This window comes from Halodesulfovibrio aestuarii DSM 17919 = ATCC 29578, from assembly GCF_000384815.1.
In the GTDB taxonomy this organism is placed as follows: Bacteria; Desulfobacterota; Desulfovibrionia; order Desulfovibrionales; family Desulfovibrionaceae; genus Halodesulfovibrio; species Halodesulfovibrio aestuarii.
The window spans coordinates 738133-762196 of record NZ_ARQF01000020.1; the positions used below are offsets into that span (position 1 = coordinate 738133).

The window sequence follows — 24064 nt, forward strand, 5'->3', positions numbered from 1 at the left end:
AGGAATTTATTATGTCGACCATACTTCCTGTATTCAAGGCGCTGGCAGATGAAACCCGCCTAAGATTACTGCACGTTCTCAACAGGTACGAGCTAAGTGTAAACGAGCTTGTAACTATCCTTGAAATGGGGCAGTCCCGCGTTTCCCGCCATCTTAAAATCCTCACAGGAGCCGGTCTGTTAAGCTCCCGTCGTGACGGATTATGGGTTTTTTACAGTGCGCCAACAGAAGGCGAAGGAAGAGAGTTTATCGACGCTGTTGCACCATTTATCGACAACGACGAAACTCTTGATTCAGATATGGAAATGGCAGCAACCATTATTGAAGAACGAGTTCGCAAAACAAAACAGTTCTTCAATGCCATTGCCGAAGACTGGGATCAACTCAACCGTGAAGTTATCGGAGAGTTCGACTTGCCCGGTGCTATTCTCGAGCGTATGCCGCGCTGCAAAGTTGCTGTAGATTTAGGCTGCGGAACAGGAACTCTGCTTGAGCGCATGTTAGAGCGTTCGCTTAACATTATCGGCGTTGACGGTTCTCCCCGCATGTTAGAACTTGCAAAACGCAGACTTGTTGAAGATGAAGACCGCGTATCATTACGTATCGGTGATCTTGAACATCTTCCATTACGCGATGGCGAAGCAGATTTCGCGACCATCAACATGGTATTGCATCACCTTTCCCACCCGGGAAAATCGCTAAAAGAAATCCGACGCGTTCTCCGCAAAGGCGGCCTGCTTGTGCTTGCCGACTTTGATAAGCACGACAACGAAAAGATGCGTGCGGACTACGGTGACCGCTGGCTCGGTTTTGATATGACAAATTTAGCTCTTAAACTCACAGAAGCTGGCTTTGCATTGCGCCAAAGTTCATTGCACCCTGTGCGCAACGGGCTGACAATTCATCTTATTGTAGCAGAAAATACACAATAAATTTCTTAGGAGAAATTGAGAAATGACTGACGCAAACCGCGCTATCAAGCTTGACCTGAGCCTTGAAAATAAAGTCGCTGACATGTCTCTTGCTGACTTCGGCCACAAAGAAATGCAGATTTCTGAACGTGAAATGCCGGGCCTCATGGAGACCATCAAAAAATACGGCGAAAGCAAGCCACTGAAAGGTCTTAAAATCATGGGCTCCCTGCACATGACAATCCAGACCGCTATGCTCATCAAGACTCTGCACGCCCTTGGCGCAGATATCCGTTGGGCTTCCTGTAACATTTTCTCCACACAGGATCATGCTGCAGCAGCTATTGTTGATTCCGGTATGGCAAAAGTTTTCGCATGGAAAGGCGAAACTCTTGAGGAATACTGGTGGTGCACTGAGCAGGCTCTCACATGGCCTGACGGTTCCGGCCCGGACCTCATCGTGGATGACGGCGGCGACGCAACCATGCTTATCCACAAAGGCGTTGAAGCAGAAAAAGACAATTCCCTCGTTGAAAAAGCATACGACAACAAAGAGTTCCAGATCGTTATGGATCGTATCGCTCTGTCCCTTCAGGAAAATCCTGGCAAATGGACCCGTATTGCTGAAAAAATAAAAGGTGTTTCTGAAGAAACCACCACCGGCGTTCACCGTCTCTACCAGATGGAAAAAGAGAATGCTCTTCTTTTCCCTGCAATCAACGTTAACGACTCTGTTACCAAATCTAAGTTTGACAACCTCTACGGCTGCCGCGAATCACTTGCTGACGGTATCAAACGCGCTACCGACATCATGATTGCTGGTAAATCCGTTGTTGTTCTCGGTTACGGTGACGTTGGTAAAGGTTGTGCACAATCTATGCGCGGATTCGGTGCTCGCGTTGCGATTACTGAAATTGATCCTATCTGCGCACTTCAGGCTGCAATGGAAGGCTACGACGTTGTTACACTCGAAGACGTAGTTGAATCCGCAGATATCTTTGTGACTGCTACCGGTAACTTCAATGTTATCACCGGAGCACACATGGAAAAAATGAAAGACGAAGCTATCGTTTGTAACATCGGTCACTTTGATAACGAAATCGATATGGCTTACCTTGAAGGTGACAACGGTTGTTCCGTTCTCAATATTAAGCCTCAGGTAGATAAATGGACTCTCCAGTCCGGTCGCAGCATTATCGTACTTGCAGAAGGCCGTCTCGTTAACCTCGGTTGCGCAACAGGTCACCCATCTTTCGTAATGTCCAACTCCTTCACCAACCAGGCACTTGCTCAAATCGAGCTTGCCTCTAATGATTCCCTCGAGAACAAGGTATACACCCTGCCTAAACACCTCGACGAAGAAGTTGCACGTCTTCACCTTGATCGTCTTGATGCGAAACTCACCAAGCTTACCAAAGCTCAGGCAGAGTACCTCGGCATCGACCAAAACGGTCCGTTCAAAGCAGATCACTACCGCTACTAAGCCGGTATTGGACATAGAAGTAAAAAAAGGCTGTTTCTTTAAAAAGAAACAGCCTTTTTTTACACATACTCACTGGAAAAACTTGTGCCGTAACACATTACTATAGCAATGTTATTTCATCTCCAGTATGGATCTCACCGCCCTTAAGGACTCGTGCAAAAATACCTTCAGTTGGCATCACACAAAACCCGACAGCTTTATGTATTTCACATTTGGAATGGCATTTCTTACCAATCTGGGTCAGCTCAAGTAATGTTGAACCAATAGAAAACTGTTGTCCAACACGTAAAAAAGTAATTGGAAATCCGCTTACAAGTAAATTTTCAGCAAAATCTCCTGCCTTCAGGGTCGGCAGCTTATGACGCATTTTATCCACGCTTTCAACAGCAAGCAAACTTACTTGTCTACCGCTACCGGCATGTGCATCACCTTCAATTCCGTGCTCTTCAATGAGCACAGCTGACTCAACGGGCTTTTTCTGCTCACCTTTTTTCTTGCTTATACAAATAGCTAAGACTTTCCCCATCACGACACCCCGTTATTCATAATAAGAATGGAAGAATACATACAGTCCGTTGTAAGTAAAGTACGCAACATTACTACTACACTACCATCTTTATATTCTAGAGTACACATTGGCACAAAACAACGCACCTACACAAACTTATTCACTATTTCCATACCATAAGAAACACTCACCACCACATTGAATATAAAAAAGGCCAACCTATAAAGCAGGTTGACCTTCAGAAAATCATAACAATATTTTTTAGTCAGCCCCGCTAGCGGGAGTAGACATCTGTAATAAAATCTTGCAGCGCACCGGGGGTAATTTCATGTCCGTTTGTGGTCATATCTTTAATTACCATAACTGCCCCGCGCAGCGTGGACGTTTGCGCCATGGTCAGACATATGTTGTGTGGAACCTGAGCCCGTTCCTGTAGAAGATCGAGCTGCCAGCCGAAATTATTTTCTGACCAATGAATTGTATAGCAATCCTCCTCAACAAAGTGGGTCATAAGCGACGCTCTCAAATCGTTGAGGGTAATGCGGCTATTCCCGCGTCCATGCAGTGGAGTATATTCCCCTTCCCTTTCCTGAATAAGGAGCGGGAGTGCAAGAATGTTGCGTGGTGGATCATGCGAAATAGCCTCCCGCAATGGCACCAGCCTATGTACTGTCGCTTTCTGCACCTGATCTTCAACCTGTTGAGAGGAGGCTGAGGATTGACCAGCGGCAGTATTAGCAGAAACAGTACAGGAAATAGCATCCCACAATGCTTCAGTACGTTCCGTTAAGACTCGGAGCTCAGTAAGCACAGGATCAGCTGCCGGTCTTTCTTCTGATGAACTTATATCTGCAAGCCCCAGCTGCTGTAAGCGCGATTCGATCGCATTCATTTTTTTCAGCATCTGTTCCTGCTTCAAAGAAAGATTCACCATACTCGTAGCAAGGCTACTCATGGCCTGCTTATAGTCATCAGGCAAAACAACTTCCACAACTTCATTTTCCTCTTCTGGTTCCTCAAAAACCGGAGGAGCAATAAAGTCAAAGCGTTCAGCAAGCCGCTGATGTGTTTCTTCGATTGAAAGGCCGGAGCTAAATAAATCGCGTATAATACGACACACTTCAAGAGCCTCTTCGGTGAATTGAATCGGCTTTCCCTTGCTCGCTACAGGAATACAATCTGGAAACTTGCGTCTGTAACTTTTAACAGTCGTCTCTGAAACACCCAAAATTCGGGCAATTCTTTTGTGAGTCAAAGGCATATGGCTCATGATTTCCTCGCAACTTCAGTAGTATAACGGTATCGTAATCGATAAGTTATTTACCCCAAGAGTGCAACTATCCGGTCGCAACAAGCAATATATACTGTTCCTTTGATAGCTGCATCGTACTGCTTAATAGTGCACCACGCGCATTTTGCACACTACCCTCCAAAAGAACAAGATATTTACTGCAATACTTGGCATCCATTACCCCACAAAAAGGGCAAAAAACAGTCAGCTGACCTCCCTGCCTGTTGCAACAAACTACGAGCTGCCATTACGCAGTACCATTGTCACGTTCTATCCAAAACAACAATGACCGGATTGTCATTATCGTTTCTGCATTGTTTTCAATACGTGTACGATACTACCCGGTTAAACAACTGCATCCGCACGGCTACATATTAACAACCTGTTGTAAAATTTATTCTTTTAATAAAAGGATGTTATCTATGTTATCAACAATGTGTTTATAATATGTCACTATTTTGTTCATAACTTTTAGGTTACGAACATTTTTAAGAACATTTTAGAAACAATGTAATAACGCTGATGATTTCGGCTAGCTAAAGCACTTACCAAGCGTACTCATTAAAAATTTTATCATGCAATGTTATCCTAAAGACTTAAACAAAAAAGGGCTGCCCTACCTTATGAGGACAACCCTTCTCAATTTATTGAAAAGCTATGAAGCATCAACCGCAAGTCCACACAACCAACTGCCTGAACTCGCAATTACAAGCTTTCATCGATTGTTAATGCTTTTACCATTACGCTGACAAGTACCTGCGGAGATATCGCTCTAATAGGCATCGCCGAAGGCAAACACACAAGTGCTTATTTGTACACAGCACCAGAGGAAGCACTTTTAACCATCCGGCTGTAGCGCTTGAGCAAAGGTGACGTGATTTCTTTTTCCAGCGGTTTCCAGCCTTTTTTCCGTTCTTCAATTGTTGCTTCGTCTACAAGCAAATTAAGTTTACGCTCAGGAATATTGATTTCAACCTTATCGCCTTCTTCCACAAACGCAATCATGCCGCCGTCTGCTGCTTCCGGAGAAACGTGACCGATTGCCGCACCGCGGGTACCACCGGAGAAACGTCCATCCGTGATGAGCGCAACATCGGAGCCGAGTCCAATGCCGGCAATTGCGGCTGTTGGTGACAGCATTTCACGCATACCCGGACCACCTTTAGGCCCTTCGTAGCGAATGATAATTGCATCACCTTTGTTGATCTTCTGTCCCATGATGGCTTCGAATGCTTCTTCTTCAGAGTTAAACACGCGCGCATTCGCTGTACGTACCATCATTTCCGGAGCTACTGCGGACTGCTTTACTACGGCACCTTCAGGAGCAAGGGAGCCGTAGAGAATTGCGATGCCACCTTCTTTGGAATATGGATTTTCGATTGGACGAATAACTGTTGGATCACAGTTAGCGGCCTTCATCTCTGTTAGATTTTCGCCGAGAGTTTTACCTGTAACGGTCATTACGTCGAGGTTGAGTGCGTCTACTTTCCGCAGTTCAGCGAGAACAGCGGGAATACCACCAGCTCTGTGGAGATCCTGAATATACTGATCTCCGGCTGGAGAAAGCTTACAGAGATTTGGTGTTCTTTTGCTGATCTTATCGAAAAGCTCGAGTGAGATATCAAGATTTGCTTCACCGAACACGGCAGGCAGATGCAATACAGTGTTGGTGGAACAACCGAGCGCCATGTCTGCGGTGATTGCGTTGGAAACAGATGCTTCCGTCACAATATCACGCGGGCGAATGTTCTTTTCAAGCAGTTCCATAACTTTGAAACCGGCTGTTTTTGCAAGACGGATACGTGCAGCAGATGTTGCAGGAGTAGTTCCGTTACCCGGCAAGGCAAGGCCGATGGTCTCAGAGAGACAGTTCATAGAGTTTGCAGTGAACATACCGGCACAAGAACCGCAGCCCGGACATGCAGTCTCAGAAAGGTCTTCAAGCTCGTCTTCTGTCATTTTGCCAAGTTTTACCTGACCTACGCCTTCAAACACATTGATAAGGTCAGCACCACCGCCGCCTTTGGTTGTTCCTGCCGCCATCGGGCCACCGCTGACAAGTATGGATGGTACGTTCATACGCAGCATAGCCATGAGCATACCCGGAACGGATTTGTCACAGTTTGGAATAAACACAAGAGCGTCAAATGGGTGTGCAGTTGCCATAATCTCAATAGAATCAGCAATCAGCTCACGACTTGGAAGCGAGAAGCGCATGCCCTCATGGTTCATGGCAAGACCGTCACATACCGCGATAGCAGGAAACTCCATAGGAGTACCGCCAGCAGCCCTAATTCCGGCCTTTACAGCATCCGCAATGGTATCCAGATGAATATGACCGGGAACCACCTCGTTGGCTGCATTAACAACACCCACAAGCGGGCGGGAAATTTCTTCGCGTGTAAGCCCGAGAGCATACAGTAAGGAGCGATGCGGCGCTTTTTCAAGGCCGCCTGTCATTTTTTTACTACGCATAGTTAAGCTTCCTGTAGTGTTTCTGGTCAATCAAAATATTTGCTGCTGCAACAGCGCACAGCATTAGTTACGTACAGCAACCCAGCTACTGATACAACCGACACACATCGGTATAACCACCAGTAATAATGCTTGGTCAACAGGCAGAAAGTGGAGTTGCCAATAGAGCGGTGCAAAATTAAACGTATCTTTTAAATTCCACCATGTTGCATATAACCCAACAACACCGAGCATACCGCCGACACTGCCGAGCAGTGCGCCGCCAACTAACAGCGGAGTTCGAATATACCAGTTTTTGGCACCCACCAGTTTGAGAATTTCAATTTCATCTTGTCTACTGATGAGCGAAAGCTTCATGGTGTTCCCCACCGCTATAGAAAGAATCAGCACCAAAAACCCCAGAACCGGATAGGTTACGGTTCCGGAAATTTTTTTCCAAGCGCGACTTACTTCATCCTTCAAACTGCTGGAACGAACTGTTTCAACATCGGGAAAGCGTCGCAGCGTAGCCAGCGTGGTATCTTTCCAGCGGGACAACTCACCTGAACGAGGCGCAAACTTGACCACTGCGGTGTACGGCAGAGGGCTTCTGTCTGACAGCAGCACTCCTGCACTGCCCTGCGGGAACGTGGAACCTAAATCTTTCAACGCTTCTTCCGGCGTATAGGTAAGAACCTCTACCACACCGTCCATGTTGCGTAATGTCCGCCATGCCTCTTCAACCCGTTTGGGCGAAGCACCTTCCTTCCAGTATATCTGGAAGGCAATCTCACCGCGTGTCACCCTCAACTCATTATCCAGATTTCCCACACCAAGCAGCATGAGTCCGGCAAGAAAAGTAGTGAACATAACGGCAAGTAACGTCATTACCTGCGCCCATGGATGCAGAGCTATGTCGCGGACACCTTGGCCGATAAGCTTGAAGAATACACGCATTATAAGTGTTCCTCCGCGATGCTATCAGAAAAGATTTCCGCTCCGCGCCAATTCGCGGCAGTAATTTTCCCATGCTCCAACCGGAGCTGACGTGCTTCAGGATGCATTCGCACAATATTGCTGCTGTGTGTTGCAAGCACAACGGTTGTTCCATGCATGTGGAATTTTTTAAAAATATCCATCATACGTGCTGCCAGATCTTCATCCAGATTCCCTGTAGGTTCATCAGCAAGAAGAATCTTCGGGTTTACCACAATGGAGCGGGCAACAGCTACCCGTTGCTGCTCACCACCGGACAGCTCTCCGCACAGCATATTAATGCTTGACTCAAGCCCTAAACCGCGCACAACAGCGCGTACCCGTCTATCAATATGAATATTGCTGAGCCCTCGAACCTCAAGAGCCATAGCCACATTCTGAAAAACGGTACGGTAAGGCAGAATTTTAAAATCCTGAAAAACAACACTTACCTGCCGGCGCAGGTTGGGAATCTGCCGCGCGGGTAACGACTTTAAATTGTACCCCGCAACATTTACATTACCGCGCATAACCGGAAGCGAAGCATATAACAAACGCAGCAACGTTGTTTTGCCGGCACCGGATGAGCCCGTTAGAAAAAGAAATTCCCCCTTCTTCAATGAAAAAGAACAGTTTTTCAATGCCCAGTACGGCCCGAAATTATGCGATAGGTTTGTAACGTTAAGCAAAACACTCCTGCCTTGTAAGAAGCTGATGGATATTTGTTGTATACAATTATGTAAAAATCAACAAAATTTACACACGGACAGAGCAGGATACGCACTAGTCATGTTCTTTTCAAGGAATGACAGTCTGCTAGGATAATACAAAACGAAAAATAAATTATCGATTATCCCTTACCAACTCTGACCTGCGCCAACTATTAGTATCTATTGATTTTGTAAAAGCAAAAAAATTTTCTTTATTATCTGTTAAGCACAGTCTGCAAAGTATACTTTCTGTAGTCTTTCTCAACAACAAAAAAGGCTGTCCTTCATATGAAGGACAGCCTTTTACTTAACAAACAAGATGCATACGCCACGGAATAATGAATAACGGGCGCTTTGCGCACAGCAATACGTGTTAACCGCCGGAGGCAGCAACGCTCTATTGTTGTATTTATGCTTCGCGGTGCGGAGCAAGTTCAGCGAGGAAGTTAGGATCAACTTCGAAGCCGAGTTCAACAGCTTTATCTACGTTTTCAATTGCAACTGCAAAGTCGCCACGCTCAAGAGCAACGAGGGCGAGGTTGTTATATGCAGGTGCAAATGCAGGATAGCTGGCAATAGCTTTTTTAGAAACTTTTTCGCTCTCATCAAGTTCGCCGAGCATATAGTGTGCAGAAGCAATAGTAGCCTGAGCCTGAACAAAGTCAGCATCCCATTTAAGGGCTTTCATAGCGCATTTAATTGCTTCTTCAGCATTACCCTGCTGAAGGTGAACAAATGCCATGTTTGCCCAAGGCACAGGGAACTTAGCGCGACACTGTGCAGCTTCTTTGTTGTACTGCATACAACCTTCAAGATCATTGCGCTGCATACAGATACCGCCAAGCTGTACGTATGCTTCAGCGAAACGGCTGGAGTTACGCACACACTCAAGAAATGCAGCCTCTGCACCACTCCAGTCACGAGCGGAAAGAAGTGCTACACCAAGGTTGTAATGGTGGTTAGCACACTCCGGGTTCTCATCAATCTCTTTACGTAAAAATGCAATATATTCTTCGATACTTGCGAAATCTTTAGTCGTCATGATTTATATGCCCTTCTTCAATCAAGAGGTTGTAATACCAAACGCAGAAATCGAAAACGCCGCGGTACTTCTCATCCTTATTAACAATGCCCACAGCTGTTTCTAATGCGCCGCGACCATAGTCATTGGAATACTGGCCTCTATGAGACTGGAGAAACTCGCGAACGAGCTGTTGTGTGGTACGTTTGGAAAGATCCATACGTAATTCCATAGGATCGTTCGGTTTCGGGAACGGGTCCCAGTTATCATATCCGATACGGTCAATGAACTTACGGCGACGTGGTGCCATTTGTTCATACATAAACCGCTTTTGTTCTTCTTCTTCCGGTGTCAACTCATGCTCTGCACCAGTGCGGTACATGCTCGCGGAAATACTCATTACGCGCCCTTCTTCTTTGGCTCTTTAAGGCCAAGATATTCTTCGTCGTAATTGGTAATAAGTGCCATTGACACAGGAACAAATACACCCGGAAGCTCTTTGTAGTTAGATTTGATTGCCTTACATAGATCAAGACTGATTTTTGCAAGACGATCCTGAATAATATCTAATGATACAGTAGGATAAGGCTTTCCGGCTTCAAATTTAGAAAGACCGCAAGTATGTGCTTTGCCGCCGATATTGGTAGGAATACCATACAGACGGCAAGTAATAGGACGAGCATCATACATGGTACATTTGTCTTCGTTGTCCAGCAGTGGACAACGGATGCGTTCTTTAGCCATTGCCTCAAGCAGTTCACGAGGCTCGGCACCTTTCATGGAGTCGCGGTACAATTGGCGCTTACGCTTATAGATCAAACGGTCCGCGGTGTTAGCAGCTTCTACTATGTTAGAACGCACTTCACCAAACGGGAACTGTTCAAGAAATTTGTGATTTATGTACAACGCTTCAATCAGGCTTATGTCAAACAGTGCATGACAACAGTCACTACACCCGGAATTACAGCTGACACAGTCACCGTGCATGTCGACTACACGATTAAAAACAGAATCTACTTCAGCAACAAGTGCCTCGTATTGTTCAAAAAATTCAGAAAAATCAAGCTTCATCAGAAAACTCCCTACCTCAGCAGACTCGTTAGGTGTCCGGATTCGGTAGCCTTTTTATACATCAATGATTGGAGCAATAAATTTCTAAGTAGTGTTTGAACAGGCACTCGCAACCTTGCACCTGTTTCCAACAAATCATTAGTAACGAAATGGCCAACTGGCAAGGGATGAACCGCAGCAGAATATTTTTTTTGTCGCAATGCGTTGAATATCAACGGTTGCAGCAAAAAGTATTTTTTGCTCTAGCCGATCATTGAACAAGGTAAACTTACTATACGGAGATGTTAGCCCCCCCCCATATATGAAACCGGACAGCGAGATTGCCCCCACTGTCCGGTTCAAAAATCAAAGCATGCGAAAAAACGCACTTGTTGAATTACATTTCTTCAACAGTGATTGCGTCTGCTTCACAAACTTCAACACAGGATTCACAACCGAGACATTCGTCTGCGTTTGCTGGCTCTGCTTTGCCGTCCTGCATTTCGAAAACTTCAACTGGACATACGTCTACGCATTCTGCGTCGCCTGTACATTTGTCTTTATCAACAGTAACGTTGTAACCCATGGTAATCCTCCAAGTTTGATTTTGGTTCTTGATGAACCTGTAATTAGAGCACCAACACCTAGTGACTAGGTTTGGTGCATTAATCTCATCGAAACCTGCAATTAGCCCTGTCCTGTCTTCAGTGTCAAGGGCTGAACAGCATTATCTTCGTGCTTTGGCGTTTTTTTTTAGTGGTTATCATACGCCATTCAATATTTCCAGTAATCATAGCATTATATATCCATACGCACACGGTAGCCTTTTCCATCTCTTGCAACAAAAAGAATCAATGATGAATCAAGCCTGTGCGTAAAAAACGCCTGATATAATGCTTTCATACTTGTTATTTTCTTACCACTGATGTTCACAAGCAGGTCTCCCGCCTGTAATCCCAGCTTTGCAGCGGGGCTACCTTGTCGTACCGATTCAACAGCTAAATACGTTTTTCCCTTCCGCAGGGTAAGACCCCAGCGATTTTGCAACTGTTTGGCTGCAAGTGCTTCAGAATACGGGGCAGTTCGCAATGCAGCCGTTACTGGCTCGCCATCACGCATATAGGTAAGAGTTACAGATTCACCCTTTGTCATATTTTTCAACAACTGCACATAGTGCCTGTGGTCCGTCACGGCATTGTCATTTATTTCAACGATGGTATCACCGGACTTAATCCCGGCTTTTGCAGCAGGAGTTCCGTCATACACCGAAGTGACAAGCAACCCCTTAGTCGATGACAATTGCAACCAGGCGGCAGTATTTTCATCAAGATTCTGACCGGAAAGGCCTAACCATACCGGAACAATATGCCCTGTTTCCAACAACTCCAGTACAGCTCTGCGCGCCTTATCAATGGGAATGGAGAAGCCAATGTTCGCAGCCTGGCGCAACATTGCAGTGTTAATACCTACCAATTCACCGGCAAGGTTAATTAACGGCCCCCCGCTGTTTCCAGGGTTAATCGCAGCATCAATCTGGATAAGATCTGTAATCGTTGAATTATCTGTCTTAATAGAACGATCCAGTGCAGAAACAACGCCAGTTGTCACCGTATGGCTGAATCCAAGGGGATTACCGATAGCGATCACCGTTTCACCCGGCATCAGATCATCTGACTGTGCCATAGGTAGCGCCGGTAAATCTGATGCCTTATCAAGTTTCAGGACGGCAAGGTCAAAATCCGGATCAGACCCGAGTAAGGTTGCGGTAAACATACGACCATCAAGCAAGGTTACGTTAATCTGCGCTGCACCCTGAATAACATGCGCATTCGTTAATACAATTGCTTTCTTGGAATCAATAATCACACCGGAGCCAAGAGTTTGCTCTTTTACCTTACGGCGCCCCTGACCTCGTTGAAAAAATTGTTCCAGCAACGGATTACGGGGCAATAAATTAGCAAAAGGATTCACAGCACGCTCAACAATTCTGTCTGTACTGATACTTACAACAGCAGGCGCGGCTTTTTGTACTGCCGATACCACAGGAGTTATGCGAACGCTTCCTTCATTCTTTAATTTTGTATAATTATTCTGGGCAAATGCCATACTTGAACTAAGTATAACTATAAGGATGATTGCGAAGATTCGGCGCATCAGATACCTTTATCCTGTTCTTGATGGTTAATAGTAGACTGATATTCAGGCAACACTGACTGTAAGTATGTCTGGATAAAAAAGCTATAGCCATCAGACTCAAAGTCAACACTACAACATCTTCCGGCTTATCATTTTCCATTATTTTAGGAGATCGTATGACATCGTCTTTGCTGGATCACGCTATCATGGTTGAACCAGTTTCAACCTACGAAAACACCGCAGAAAATGAAGCTCTGCTGCGTGATCTTCTACAACGAATCAAGCCGGTTTCTGACACACTGCGCAAAGCAGCAACCCACCGTCTTGATAATTTGACAAAGCCCATAGGCAGTCTTGGCAAATTAGAAGAACTAGCCGTACGCATATGCTGTATTCAAAATAAGACACTGAATATTACAACTGACCCGCTACGTATATACGCAATAGCAGGAGACCACGGCGTAAACGAAGAAGGCGTCTCAGTCTTCACGCAAGACGTTACACGTCAGATGGTGCAAAATTTTTGTGATGGTGGTGCAGGAATAAATGTTCTGGCAAACACTGCCGGTGCAGAACTCTACGTTGTCGACCTCGCTTCAAAAGGCGGGAGCTACCCAAATCATCCGACGCTCATCCAATGTAAGATTGCCCAAGGCACAAACAATATCGCAAAAGCACCAGCGATGAACCGCGAAATGTGCCTACGGGCGCTACTCATAGGTGCCGCTCTTGCAAACAAAGCGCTTGCTGAAGGATGCCCGGCTATAGGCACCGGAGAGATGGGGGTATCAAACACGACTCCGTCAACAGCTCTTTACTGCGCTTACCTGAATCTTCTCCCGCAAGATATTACTGGAGCAGGCGGCGGTCTCGACCCCGAAGGTGTTACACGTAAAACCAGTGTTATCGAACGCGCCCTCTCACTACATTCAGCCACAATAGAATCCGAAGATCCCATCGACATCCTCGCCGCCCTCGGCGGCTACGAAATAGCGGCCCTCGCAGGACTCATCCTCGGTGGTGCAGCAAACAACCAACTCGTACTTCTCGACGGCTTCATCGCAACAGCTGCATACACAGCAGCATGGAAACTCTGCCCAACTGTAAAAGACTACGCATTCTTCTCGCACGCATCAGCTGAGGCAGGACACAAACAAATTCTCGCAAAACTCGATATTGACGCACTCCATGACCTCGGCCTGCGACTCGGCGAAGGCAGCGGCGTGCCGCTTGCCCTCTTCCTCATGCGCTGTGCCTGCAACACCTATAATCAAATGACCACCTACAGCGACGCTGACGTAGAACCTCCTGAAAATCTGTAGTGATGAATCTGCTACATTCTTTGCCTCCGGCGGGTCTTTGACGAGCCTCCGGCGGCCTAAGAACCTTTCTGTAGAAAGTGTTCTTAGGAATCTCCAAAGACTTTTACCTGCGAGACAAATACGTTTTTTTACGTAACCTCGCGGCTTATGCTCCACTACCTTTTTAGAAATTTAAAAGGGCTGTCCCACATATAGAGGACAGCCCTTTTGTTATTGTTCAAGTCAGTAAAGTTAAGCCGCGTGGGGAAGTTATCTACGGGTGTTCTTCGCATAATAAAAGTTTTAGGAAGGGGGGTCTGGGGGAGACAAATAAAAACGCGCCAAAGGCGCCCCACTGACAATCTCCGGCAAAAACAACAGGCACCCATCACGACCATCGGTACTACCATGCAATAGGCACGCGTACCTTTTGCTTTGCCTTGTTGGTAAAGAGCAGATAGCCATGCTCTTTACCGTAGAGATAGATATCGCGGGTAATGCGCACGTCTGCCTCGCAATAGGTTGCGATTTCTTCAATTTTTCCTTCTTTCCACCACTTGAGCGCCTGTAGACCGTCAGCAGTTTTAGGCGCATTAAGCGTTGCAGAACCGAGATTGTCCAACGATACACGGTAATTCAGCCGCTTGCGAATTTCATCAAGCAGATCAAGCGTCGGTAACGATTTAAGATTGTACTCTGCATAGGCTGAGAGCACCTTATAATCAAAGCGAATTATGTTGAACCCGATGATGCAGTCAAAATCTTTAAGATGTTCAAGCAGATCGGGCATGTCTTCTTCCATATAATGGATAAACTTGTCTTCCTTGGAATCGTAGAGCACCGCGACTGATACGCGCATAAGATCAGCGCGATGCCAGCCTCCCACTTCCTGCGCTGAGCGTTGCGTTTCAATGTCGAGCACTGCATAGCGAGTCGAAGACTCAATATTTTGGGGCTCCGCTTGGATTTCTGGATCAGGAGTTGCTGGATTTGTGTTTTTTTCAGCTTCAACCTTGAGCACCTTCGGCGCAATGCGTGCAGATGTAGCGAGCTGTTGCGGAAGTGGCTCTACATCAAAGATCTCGTCTGCTGGAGGGGTAAACTCACCCTTAACCATCTCTTCAAGGAGAAAGATGCTGCCCACTTTATCGATTGGGCGATTGCCGGAACCACACTTTGGAGAATGCACACAGCTTGGGCAACCGAGCTCACAACCACAATCACGGACAGCCGCGAGAGTTCGTTCAAAAATTTCCTGCGCCATAGTGAACGCGTGACGTGTCAAACCTGCGCCACCTTCCATGCCGTCGTAAACAAAGACGGCGGGTTTGCCGACCTGAGCATGCATGGGGGTAGAAATGCCGCCAAGATCGTTGCGGTCTGTAAGTACAAGAATCGGCAGAATCCCAATCATAGCATGTTCAAGGGCATGGATTGCACCCATGAAGTGTAAAAACTCGTCTTCCACTTTACGCTGTACGCCCAGAGGCACTTCGAACCAGATGCCTTCTGTTTCAAAAACAAGGGGCGGAAGCTCAAGCGGAGTAATACCGAGTAGCTTACCACCCTGCACGCTGCGTTTTTCAAAACCGCTGATAATCTCTGTAACACGAAGCTTTCCAAAACAAAGCCGAGTGCCCCATACAATTGTCTGATCAAGAACTTCTAAGATCTCTGTGCTCTTGTTACAACGGGTACGTGTATAGTAGTTCACACGACCTTTTTTTGCTTTTGCTGTACGAGTACCAAAATCAAGCTCTGTAATTGACCATGTCTGGCCTTTATGCAGATACACGGCACCGGGGTGCGTTTCTTTAAATGCTTTAACGCCGTCAACACTCCCGATAATCGTGCCGTCTTCTGATTCTATATGGAAAGTGTTTCCTGCACCGCGAAGGTCAACATGTCGATGCGGACGTTTTTTTGCTGCAAAAATCGTTGAGCCTTCAGCATCACGCAAAAGTAATCCGCACTGTTCAAGTTCATGCGTTGCTGCAACGACTTCCGACTCCTGCATCCATTCTTCGGATATGCGCAGGGTAAGTTCTGCTGCGGCACATTCCAGATGTCGTTTTAAAATCACAGGATTATGCGGATTCAACACAGCGGATTCTGGCGGACGTGAGAAAAATTCTTTAGGATGCCGCATGAAATATTGATCCAGCGCATCTTCACCTGCCACAAGCACCACTGCGGATTCCTGTTTTTTTCGACCTACACGTCCACCACGCTGCATAGTGGACATAATAGACCCCGGATACCCTACAAGAATACATAAATCGAGCGCACCAATGTCGATACCCAACTCTAAAGCGCTTGTTGAGATAACAGCGAGCAGTTCACCACTGGACATTTTTTGCTCAATTTCTCTACGTTCTTCCGGCAGAAAACCAGCCCGATATGCGGATATTCTATCCTTGAAAGCGCCGGATTTTTGTCCAGCCCACATGCTGATAAGCTCTGTCATTTTTCGGGACTGCGTATACACAATAGTTCGCATATTCCGCATCAAAGCAGATTTGAGTAAAGAAATGGCTGCCGAAGAAGGACTCTGATGCGGGTCCATAAATACAAAATGCCGTTTCCCCTGCGGCGCACCGCTTTCAGTAATAACCGTCGGAACAATGCCCGTAAGGTTCTCACATAACTCGGCAGGATTTCCAACCGTCGCAGAACAAAAGATAAATGTCGGAGAAATCCCGTACTGTTTGCATACACGGAGCAACCTGCGAAAAAGTTGTGCCATATGTGAGCCCATAACACCGCGATAGGTATGAACTTCATCAACAACAATAAATTGCAGGGATGCAAGAAATTCAATCCATTGCTCGTGGTGCGGGAGGATGGAAAGATGTAGCATCTCCGGATTCGTCATCAGCACGGTAGGTGGTTTTGTACGAATTTTTTTTCGAAAATGGGGCGTAGTATCGCCATCATAAATTGCGGCTTCAGGTCGTGCGTCTTTAGGCCAATGCGCAGTAAGCGATTGGAACGTCTTTAACTGATCCTGCGCCAGTGCCTTCAGGGGAAACAGATACAACCCGCGTGAATCAGGGTCTTGTAAAAAACGTTCAATGACGGGCAGGTTGTATACCAGACTTTTTCCGCTTGCCGTCGGCGTCGCCACAACAACGTGCCTACCCGCCCGAATATGATCTGTGGCGAGAGTCTGGTGTGCATACAGGTAGGTTATACCCTGCATGGCAAGCATATCTTTGATGGCCTGTGCCCATGGGCGACGGTTCTCAGCGTACTGCGCATCCACATCCGGCAAGGTTTTGTGATACACCACTTGATCGCCAAGACGTTCCGACTTGCGTAATGCGTCTACATATTCCGCTACAATGTCCTTATCCTCTTGCATAAGCCCGACAATGCTGTGCACCCTCCCTAAAGTCAATCTGCAAACTATGAAATGACACCAAAAGACAGTCAGACTATCTTTCATGATATTTAAAAGACAAAAAAATGCTGTAACATTTTGATTTAATGCTTACTTTCTCTCTTTCAAAACAGAAAAGACAATGCTTGCAAAGCATGAGTATTTCTTTTAGGAACTACGCAAAAGAGAGCAATAATCGGGGAGAGTGATTATGAAACTTAGACATTTCTTGCTACTGTTTTCTGCAGTAGCAATTCTTTTTGTTACCGCACCAGCGTTTGCTGCTGATTCAAGCAAAGGTGCTGCTAACTCACAAATTTTTGGATTATGGACACTGGTTCCGCCGCTGGTAGCAATCATCCTTGCATTTATCAGCCGTAACGTTGTGTTGTCCTTGTTCCTTGGTGTATTCTCCGGTGCAATGATGCTGGAAACTAAAGGTTTCGACATTTACCACGGCATAATTGGTTCTTTCCACCGGGTTTCCAACGAAATCCTTAGTTCCTTAGCAGACCCATGGAACGCCGGTATCGTATTGCAGTGTCTTGCAATCGGTGGCCTTATTGCAGTTGTATCCAAAATGGGCGGTACTCTTGCAGTAGCAGAAGCACTTGCAAAAAAAGCAAAAGGGCCACGCAGTGCTCAGTTCTTCACCTGGGTGATGGGACTGGTTATCTTCTTTGATGACTACGCAAACTCATTGACCGTAGGCCCTATCATGCGTCCGGTAACTGACCGTATGCGTGTATCTCGCGAAAAATTATCATTCATCATTGATGCAACAGCAGCTCCTATTGCCGGTATCGCACTTATTTCCACTTGGGTTGCGTACGAAGTTGGTCTTATTAAAGACGGATTCGAACAGATCGGTATCCAGATGAATGCATATGGTGCATTCGTTGAAACCATTCCATACCGCTTCTACAACATCTTTATTCTGTTCTTCGTACTCGCAGGCATCTTGCTGCTGCGTGAATTCGGACCAATGCTGAAAGCTGAAGAACGTGCACGTAAGCACGGTAAAGTAATTGCCGACAATGCCAACCCAATGGCTTCCGAGGAAACAACTCAACTCGAACCGGGTGCACATGTTGTTCCTTCCATCTGGAATGCGATCATTCCAATCGGCATTCTTATTGTGGCAGCATTTCTTGGTTTCTACTTCAACGGCCTCAGCGGTATTGGTAACGCTGAAGTACTTGCAAAAGTAAACGCTGCTCCATACAGCTTCTATGCTATCCGTCAATGCTTCGGGGCTTCCGACGCCTCTGTAGTACTGTTTCAAGCTGCTTTGCTTGCGGGAATCGTTGCCATGGCAATGGGTATCTGCAAAAAAATCTTCAGCATCGAAGAAGCAATCACCACATGGATTCTGGGTATCAAATCCATGAACATCACAGCAGTTATCCTGCTTCTTGCTTGGTCTCTTTCCGGTATCATCAAAGAACTCGGCACTGCTATGTGGCTCGTAAGCGTGCTGTCTGATACGCTGCCAGCATTCCTGTTGCCTTCCATCATCTTTATTCTCGGTTCTATTATCTCCTTCGCGACAGGAACCTCATACGGCACAATGGGTATTCTCATGCCGTTGGCAATTCCACTCGCATGGGCAATTAACCCGGATCAGGCATACTTGCTCCTCAACGTAGGTGCAGTTCTTACCGGTGCTATCTTCGGTGACCATTGCTCACCTATCTCCGATACCACCATCCTGTCCTCCATGGGCTCCGCATGTGACCACATTGATCACGTACGTACTCAGCTTACGTATGCAGTAAGCATAGGTATCGTTTCCATTCTCTTTGGCTTCCTGCCAGCAGGTCTCGGTCTCTCCCCGATGATTACCCTGCCAGTCGGCCTTGCCGCTGTAGTCGGCATGCTCTACCTCTTCGGTAAGAGACTGCCGGACGCAAGCTAACAGCTTGCCCACTGAATAATAAAAAAAGCCCTCAGCATTTTTGCTGAGGGCTTTTTTTATTTACGATGACCTGCGGTTGAAAACACTCCCTACACCTTCTTATTAAGAAGCCACTGCCTGCCATAAGCAGCTTGCCCGAGCGATATACAACCGTCATTCGGCGGGAGCTGCGTGTGCTGTATAACCGTTAAACCGAGGGCAACAAGAGCTTTGGGTAACTCCGTTCCTATAGTAAAGCTTTGCATAACACCACCGGACAACGCGATTGTAGAAATGCCTGTTTCGCTTGCCATGCATGCTACGAGACGGGCGCAGCCTTGGACAAGCCCAAGATGAAATTTACGAGCTATTATGCCGGTATCTATACCTTGCAGCCAATCCTGATAGCACTGCAAAAACAGATGCACACTGTCTAGTTCAACAATCTCACCTGTTTTCTTAAACGGACATTCGTAGGCTTCTGTTACTGTAAGGTCTTGCGCGTCTTCGAGAAGAATGGCGGCTTCGCCTTCGTAGGTGACGGTATGACAAATACCAAGCATGGCTGAAACGGCGTCAAATAGCCGTCCGCAAGATGATGTAAGCGGTGTGTTGATGTTACGTTCCAAAAGCTGTGGTAAAAATAGAGACTGTTGACTGAATACGCTCTGCCAAGTCCATTCTTTGTCAGATTTTTTGATGCCGGCGTTCCAAAGAATCCCCTGCGCTATCCTCCATGGTTCGTGGATTGCGGTCTCACCACCGGGAAGCGGAATATGTGCCAGTCTGCCGAGTCTGCTATGCTCAAGTGTTTCGTTGTTGATGCAAAGCAGCTCGCCACCCCATATAGTACCATCTTCACCGTATCCGGTTCCGTCCAAACCAAGCCCCAGAGCGGTTCCGGTGAATTTGTTTTCTGCCAGCACACTGAAGATATGCGCGGCATGATGCTGAAGCCCGAGCACTGGAATGTTATGCTCTTCTCCGTAATCACGGGCAAATCGGGTTGTCATGTAATCAGGATGCAAATCGTGAACAACTGCTTCGGCCGTTACTTCCAGAATCTGCGGTAAAAACTCAGCTATCTCTTCGTAGAAGGAGTAAACTTCAAGATTCTGCATATCGCCAATATGCTGCGACACAAAGGCTTCGTTGTCACGGGTATAACAAAGCGTATTTTTAAGTTCCGGACCTACGCCCAGTACGGACGGCGCGTTGTCTGCCATAAAAACAGGACGCGGCGCAAACCCTCTGGCACGGCGAAAAAATTGTGGTTTTGCTGTATCTTCTTGTACACGGACAACAGAATCATCCACCCGTACAAGAATATCTCGGTTATGAAGTAAAAAGACATCTGCAAGAGGGTGCAAGCGCTTAAGTGCTTCGCGGTTACCAAGCGCAATGGGTTCACTGCTCATGTTGCCAGAAGTCATGACAAGCACAGGCAGTTCACATGTTTGCTGAGCAAAGTATTTGAAAAGAATATGATGCAGTGGTGTATACGGAAGCATTATGCCGACGTACTGCGTGCCCGGATTGAGCGCTTTTGCAATGGGGGCATCACAACGTTGTCTGCATAAAACAATAGGGCGTTCTTTGGAGAGCAGGAGATGTTCTTCCTCCTCAGTGATATCTGCTATGGCACGGGCAGTTTCAATGTCCCTTACCATAACGGCTAGCGGCTTGCCCCAACGATTTTTACGTGTACGCAACGTCTCAATGGCCTGCTGCCCCTGAGCACCAGTTGCCATACAAACGAGATGGAATCCGCCAAGCCCCTTAACAGCGGCGATACGGCCTGTTGCTAAGGCTTCTGCAGTTTGTATAATAGCTTTTGTGCCCCGACATTGCTCGACACCATCCTGCGTTGTAAGCCACACGTATGGGCCACAGACATCACATGCATTAGGTTGTGCATGAAAACGCCTGTCCAGCGGGTCTTCATATTCTGTTTTACAATCAGAACACAACGGGAAGCAAGACATTGAGGTCTTTGCTCTATCATAAGGAATAGATTTGGTGATGGTGTAACGCGGCCCGCAATTGGTACAATTAGTAAAAGGGTATTCGAACCTGCGGTTTTCCGGATCGAAAATGTCACGCAAGCAATCATCGCAGGTGGCAACATCTGCACTAATAAGGACTCGATTGCCCTTTTTACCTTCACTTGCCAAAATTTTAAACTCTGTTTCCCCGTCTACAATGGGAAGTTCATCCTCTGTTTTAGAGGTGACTTCCGCCAGTGGCGGCAGTTTGTCTTCCAAGTCGAATGCGAAACCAGCTAGTGTTCTCTCGTCCCCCTGCACTTCAATGAATACTCCATCAGAAGTATTACTAACAGTACCAGTAACCTTGTTTTCCAAGGCAATTCGATACACGAATGGACGAAACCCAACACCCTGAACCTGACCAGTAATGATATAGCGCTTGCGGCGTGCACGATGAGTCATGCGAAACTATACCGCAAACATAAGGGAGAGAAAAGAGAAGGCGCTAACCAAATCTAACTATTATAATTTTACCAAAATTGTACTCCTAGTAACATGCTGCAATAGTTTACAATAGCACTACACCAACAATTGAAAGTAGCGTACAGCTAGAATTGATCACCTCAGAACACTTGAATATTCTTGTAACGTCGGATACCTGATAAATCTCTTTTGAACAATTTTGTAGTATGGAGAAACTATGGCGACTGAAAAATTAGGAAATCGCATTCGCAAGTTTAGGGAAGAGCGCGGTTTAAGCCGTGCTGAACTTGCTGAAAATGCAGATTTAACAGAACTTTTTGTGACAGCATTAGAGGAAGAAGACTTATATCCTTCCATTGCTCCATTACAGAAAATTGCCCGAGCACTCGGCGTTCGCCTTGGAACGTTCATGGATGATGAAATTTCTGTTGATCCGCTGATAGTACGTAAAGCCTGCCGCGAGGCAGACCTTACCATGCAAAAAGCTGGTGACAAAAGTCCTAGCTTTCTGTTTCACTCTTTAGGCAAAGGCAAAACTGACCGTAATATGGAACCGTTTTTTGTCCATATTACTCCGGAAGCAGAAGAAGACCGCAAAATTTCTTCACATCAAGGTGAAGAATTTATCGTTGTCACTTCCGGCAAGCTACTTATACGTTATGGCAAAGAGGAACACATTCTCGAAGCCGGCGACAGTGCCTATTTTAACTCCATTGTTCCGCATTACGTAGGTGCAGCTGATGGTGAAGAAGCAGAAATCTACGCAGTAATCTACTACCCTGACTAGGAAATTCCATGCCAGCATTCGAACTTCGCGAAAAGACCCTTGGTCAGATTCTTGATGAAACCATTACAAAGTATCCGGAAAACGATGCTGTTGTATATGTAGACCGTGACTACAGGCAGACCTACAAAGAATTTGGCAAGGTGGTTGATGATCTGGCGCAAGGGCTTATGGCTCTTGGTGTCCAACGGGGCGAAAAAGTTGCTGTATGGGCAACAAACGTTCCGTACTGGGTTGCACTACAGTTTGCCACAGCAAAAATTGGTGCCATCCTGCTAACCGTAAATACCAACTACCGTAAAAGCGAACTAGAATACCTGCTATCTCAGTCTGAGTGCGAAAACCTGTTCATTATGGACGGCTACCGCGACCATGACTTTGTTCAGACTATCTACGACATGGTTCCGGAATTACGCAATCAACCTCGCGGTAAACTTAATGTAGACAAGCTGCCGTTTTTGAAACGCGTGATGTTCCTTGGTGTTGAAAAACATCGCGGAATGTACTCCATTCCGGAAATCATGGCGATGAAAGCAATGGTATCCGAAGACGAATATCAGGAGCGGCAGGACTCCCTTTCTCCATACGACGTGGTGAATATGCAGTACACGTCAGGAACTACAGGGTTCCCTAAAGGGGTTATGCTTACACACGTCGGTATTGGTCTAAACGGCTATTGGATTGGTGCAAACCAGAACTTTACCCACAAAGACAGACTTTGTCTGCCTGTTCCGCTGTTCCACTGCTTTGGTTGCGTACTCGGCGTTCTCGCCGCCGTAAACCATGGTGCAGCACTTGTGATTCTGGAAAACTTTTCACCAATGCACATCATGGCCTCTGTAGATCAGGAACGATGTACCGCACTTTACGGGGTACCGACAATGTTTCTTGCGGTACTTGAGCACAAGCTGTTCTCCAAGTTCGACTACTCTTCACTCCGCACTGGTATTATGGCTGGTTCCATTTGTCCGGAACCGCTCATGAAACGTGCTATCGAAGACATGAACATGACTGAAGTAACTATCTGCTACGGTCTCACAGAAGGGTCTCCGGTAATGACCCAGACTTTACCGCATGACAGCTTTGAGCGCCGCACACAGAGTGTCGGCAAAAAAATGCCGGGTATTGAAGTGCGCATTGTTGATCCTGAAACAGGTGAAGAATGTCCACGCGGAACGCAGGGCGAAGTTGTCTGCCGCGGCTACAACGTAATGAAAGGCTATTACGCACAGCCGGAAGCCACAGCAGCAGCTATCGATAAAGATAACTGGCTGCATTCAGGGGACCTCGGAGTAATGGATGAAGACGGCTATGTAGTTATCACTGGCCGTATCAAAGACATGATTATCCGTGGCGGCGAGAATATCTACCCGCGTGAGATTGAAGAATTCCTCTACGGGATGGAAGGAATACTCGACGTACAGGTTGTCGGTGTCCCAAGCCGCAAATACGGTGAAGAAGTTGCCGCCTTTATTATCAATAAAGAAGGCTACGATATAGCACCGGAAGATGTACGCGATTACTGCCGTGGACAGATTGCATGGCACAAGGTTCCACGGCACATTGCTTTTGTAAAAGAATATCCGATGACAGCCTCTGGCAAAATTCAGAAATTCAAACTTCGTGAAGACTCTGAAAAATACTTCGGTGAAATTAAATAACGTTACCTATGAAAAAGGGTGGAGCACAT

General features: G+C 46.5%; 18 protein-coding genes. 6 read left to right on the plus strand and 12 right to left on the minus strand.

What is annotated here, in order from left to right:
- The first annotated feature begins 11 nt into the window (after nt 1-11).
- The gene (locus F461_RS0109305; protein WP_020000883.1) at nt 12-932 is read left to right on the plus strand and encodes an ArsR/SmtB family transcription factor; all 921 of its coding nucleotides are present in this window, start codon (nt 12-14) and stop codon (nt 930-932) included.
- A 22-nt stretch (nt 933-954) separates the two neighbouring features.
- Nucleotides 955-2394 (plus strand): adenosylhomocysteinase, encoded by a 1440-nt coding sequence (gene ahcY, locus F461_RS0109310; RefSeq protein WP_020000884.1) that lies wholly within the window; start codon nt 955-957, stop codon nt 2392-2394.
- A gap of 100 nt (nt 2395-2494) precedes the next feature.
- On the opposite strand, the gene F461_RS0109315 is transcribed toward ahcY, so the two are convergent.
- The 10 genes from F461_RS0109315 to F461_RS0109360 all read right to left on the minus strand — a co-directional run bounded on the left by F461_RS0109315 (nt 2495) and on the right by F461_RS0109360 (nt 12557).
- Nucleotides 2495-2920 carry an MOSC domain-containing protein gene (locus F461_RS0109315; RefSeq protein ID WP_020000885.1) on the minus strand — a complete coding sequence of 142 codons (426 nt, stop codon included), beginning with the start codon at nt 2918-2920 and terminating at the stop codon, nt 2495-2497.
- 256 nt (nt 2921-3176) lie between these two features.
- Nucleotides 3177-4172: a MerR family transcriptional regulator gene (locus tag F461_RS0109320; protein WP_143154822.1), complete on the minus strand. Its 996-nt coding sequence runs from the start codon at nt 4170-4172 to the stop codon at nt 3177-3179.
- Between the two features lie 828 nt (nt 4173-5000).
- Nucleotides 5001-6668: a dihydroxy-acid dehydratase gene (gene ilvD / locus F461_RS0109325; RefSeq protein WP_020000887.1), complete on the minus strand. Its 1668-nt coding sequence runs from the start codon at nt 6666-6668 to the stop codon at nt 5001-5003.
- A gap of 63 nt (nt 6669-6731) precedes the next feature.
- The gene (locus tag F461_RS0109330) at nt 6732-7604 is read right to left on the minus strand and encodes a cell division protein FtsX (RefSeq protein ID WP_020000888.1); all 873 of its coding nucleotides are present in this window, start codon (nt 7602-7604) and stop codon (nt 6732-6734) included.
- Nucleotides 7604-8311, minus strand: coding sequence for a cell division ATP-binding protein FtsE (gene ftsE / locus F461_RS0109335; protein WP_020000889.1), 708 nt, complete (start codon nt 8309-8311; stop codon nt 7604-7606). Before ftsE ends, F461_RS0109330 begins: the two co-directional genes overlap by 1 nt.
- 430 nt (nt 8312-8741) lie before the next feature.
- Entirely contained in the window at nt 8742-9374 is a 633-nt protein-coding gene (locus tag F461_RS0109340) for a tetratricopeptide repeat protein (protein WP_020000890.1), read from the minus strand.
- Nucleotides 9364-9753 (minus strand): hypothetical protein, encoded by a 390-nt coding sequence (locus tag F461_RS0109345; protein ID WP_020000891.1) that lies wholly within the window; start codon nt 9751-9753, stop codon nt 9364-9366. The genes F461_RS0109340 and F461_RS0109345 overlap by 11 nt, the downstream gene beginning before the upstream one ends.
- Nucleotides 9753-10424: a YkgJ family cysteine cluster protein gene (locus F461_RS0109350; protein ID WP_020000892.1), complete on the minus strand. Its 672-nt coding sequence runs from the start codon at nt 10422-10424 to the stop codon at nt 9753-9755. Before F461_RS0109350 ends, F461_RS0109345 begins: the two co-directional genes overlap by 1 nt.
- A gap of 376 nt (nt 10425-10800) precedes the next feature.
- The gene (locus tag F461_RS0109355) at nt 10801-10989 is read right to left on the minus strand and encodes a ferredoxin (RefSeq protein ID WP_020000893.1); all 189 of its coding nucleotides are present in this window, start codon (nt 10987-10989) and stop codon (nt 10801-10803) included.
- Between the two features lie 212 nt (nt 10990-11201).
- A complete protein-coding gene (locus F461_RS0109360) occupies nt 11202-12557 on the minus strand; it encodes a trypsin-like peptidase domain-containing protein (protein WP_020000894.1) in 1356 nt (451 codons plus the stop codon).
- Between the two features lie 188 nt (nt 12558-12745).
- Here F461_RS0109360 and cobT point away from each other — a divergent pair, with 188 nt between their 5' ends.
- The gene (gene cobT, locus F461_RS0109365; protein ID WP_051089207.1) at nt 12746-13861 is read left to right on the plus strand and encodes a nicotinate-nucleotide--dimethylbenzimidazole phosphoribosyltransferase; all 1116 of its coding nucleotides are present in this window, start codon (nt 12746-12748) and stop codon (nt 13859-13861) included.
- Nucleotides 13862-14243: 382 nt separating this feature from the next.
- Here the strand turns inward: cobT and F461_RS0109370 are convergent, their stop codons facing one another.
- Nucleotides 14244-17204, minus strand: a complete 2961-nt coding sequence (locus tag F461_RS0109370; RefSeq protein ID WP_026364714.1) for a DEAD/DEAH box helicase — start codon at nt 17202-17204, stop codon at nt 14244-14246.
- A 229-nt stretch (nt 17205-17433) separates the two neighbouring features.
- Here F461_RS0109370 and F461_RS0109375 point away from each other — a divergent pair, with 229 nt between their 5' ends.
- Complete coding sequence (locus tag F461_RS0109375; protein ID WP_020000897.1) at nt 17434-19140, plus strand: Na+/H+ antiporter NhaC family protein; 1707 nt, start codon at nt 17434-17436, stop codon at nt 19138-19140.
- Nucleotides 19141-19229: 89 nt separating this feature from the next.
- Here the strand turns inward: F461_RS0109375 and hypF are convergent, their stop codons facing one another.
- The gene (gene hypF, locus F461_RS0109380; RefSeq protein WP_020000898.1) at nt 19230-21569 is read right to left on the minus strand and encodes a carbamoyltransferase HypF; all 2340 of its coding nucleotides are present in this window, start codon (nt 21567-21569) and stop codon (nt 19230-19232) included.
- A gap of 238 nt (nt 21570-21807) precedes the next feature.
- On the opposite strand from hypF, the gene F461_RS0109385 reads away from it, so the two are divergent.
- A complete protein-coding gene (locus F461_RS0109385) occupies nt 21808-22377 on the plus strand; it encodes a cupin domain-containing protein (protein ID WP_020000899.1) in 570 nt (189 codons plus the stop codon).
- Between the two features lie 8 nt (nt 22378-22385).
- Nucleotides 22386-24035 carry an AMP-binding protein gene (locus F461_RS0109390; protein WP_020000900.1) on the plus strand — a complete coding sequence of 550 codons (1650 nt, stop codon included), beginning with the start codon at nt 22386-22388 and terminating at the stop codon, nt 24033-24035.
- Nucleotides 24036-24064: the final 29 nt, after the last annotated feature.

What these genes read in the sequence shown, in the direction of transcription:
- F461_RS0109305 (WP_020000883.1), top strand. Translation starts at nt 12, where the DNA reads ATGTCGACCATACTTCCTGTATTCAAGGCGCTGGCAGATGAAACCCGC.
- ahcY (WP_020000884.1), top strand. Translation starts at nt 955, where the DNA reads ATGACTGACGCAAACCGCGCTATCAAGCTTGACCTGAGCCTTGAAAAT.
- F461_RS0109315 (WP_020000885.1), bottom strand. Translation starts at nt 2,920, where the DNA reads ATGGGGAAAGTCTTAGCTATTTGTATAAGCAAGAAAAAAGGTGAGCAG.
- F461_RS0109320 (WP_143154822.1), bottom strand. Translation starts at nt 4,172, where the DNA reads ATGAGCCATATGCCTTTGACTCACAAAAGAATTGCCCGAATTTTGGGT.
- ilvD (WP_020000887.1), bottom strand. Translation starts at nt 6,668, where the DNA reads ATGCGTAGTAAAAAAATGACAGGCGGCCTTGAAAAAGCGCCGCATCGC.
- F461_RS0109330 (WP_020000888.1), bottom strand. Translation starts at nt 7,604, where the DNA reads ATGCGTGTATTCTTCAAGCTTATCGGCCAAGGTGTCCGCGACATAGCT.
- F461_RS0109340 (WP_020000890.1), bottom strand. Translation starts at nt 9,374, where the DNA reads ATGACGACTAAAGATTTCGCAAGTATCGAAGAATATATTGCATTTTTA.
- F461_RS0109345 (WP_020000891.1), bottom strand. Translation starts at nt 9,753, where the DNA reads ATGAGTATTTCCGCGAGCATGTACCGCACTGGTGCAGAGCATGAGTTG.
- F461_RS0109350 (WP_020000892.1), bottom strand. Translation starts at nt 10,424, where the DNA reads ATGAAGCTTGATTTTTCTGAATTTTTTGAACAATACGAGGCACTTGTT.
- F461_RS0109355 (WP_020000893.1), bottom strand. Translation starts at nt 10,989, where the DNA reads ATGGGTTACAACGTTACTGTTGATAAAGACAAATGTACAGGCGACGCA.
- F461_RS0109360 (WP_020000894.1), bottom strand. Translation starts at nt 12,557, where the DNA reads ATGCGCCGAATCTTCGCAATCATCCTTATAGTTATACTTAGTTCAAGT.
- cobT (WP_051089207.1), top strand. Translation starts at nt 12,746, where the DNA reads ATGGTTGAACCAGTTTCAACCTACGAAAACACCGCAGAAAATGAAGCT.
- F461_RS0109370 (WP_026364714.1), bottom strand. Translation starts at nt 17,204, where the DNA reads ATGCAAGAGGATAAGGACATTGTAGCGGAATATGTAGACGCATTACGC.
- F461_RS0109375 (WP_020000897.1), top strand. Translation starts at nt 17,434, where the DNA reads ATGAAACTTAGACATTTCTTGCTACTGTTTTCTGCAGTAGCAATTCTT.
- hypF (WP_020000898.1), bottom strand. Translation starts at nt 21,569, where the DNA reads ATGACTCATCGTGCACGCCGCAAGCGCTATATCATTACTGGTCAGGTT.
- F461_RS0109385 (WP_020000899.1), top strand. Translation starts at nt 21,808, where the DNA reads ATGGCGACTGAAAAATTAGGAAATCGCATTCGCAAGTTTAGGGAAGAG.
- F461_RS0109390 (WP_020000900.1), top strand. Translation starts at nt 22,386, where the DNA reads ATGCCAGCATTCGAACTTCGCGAAAAGACCCTTGGTCAGATTCTTGAT.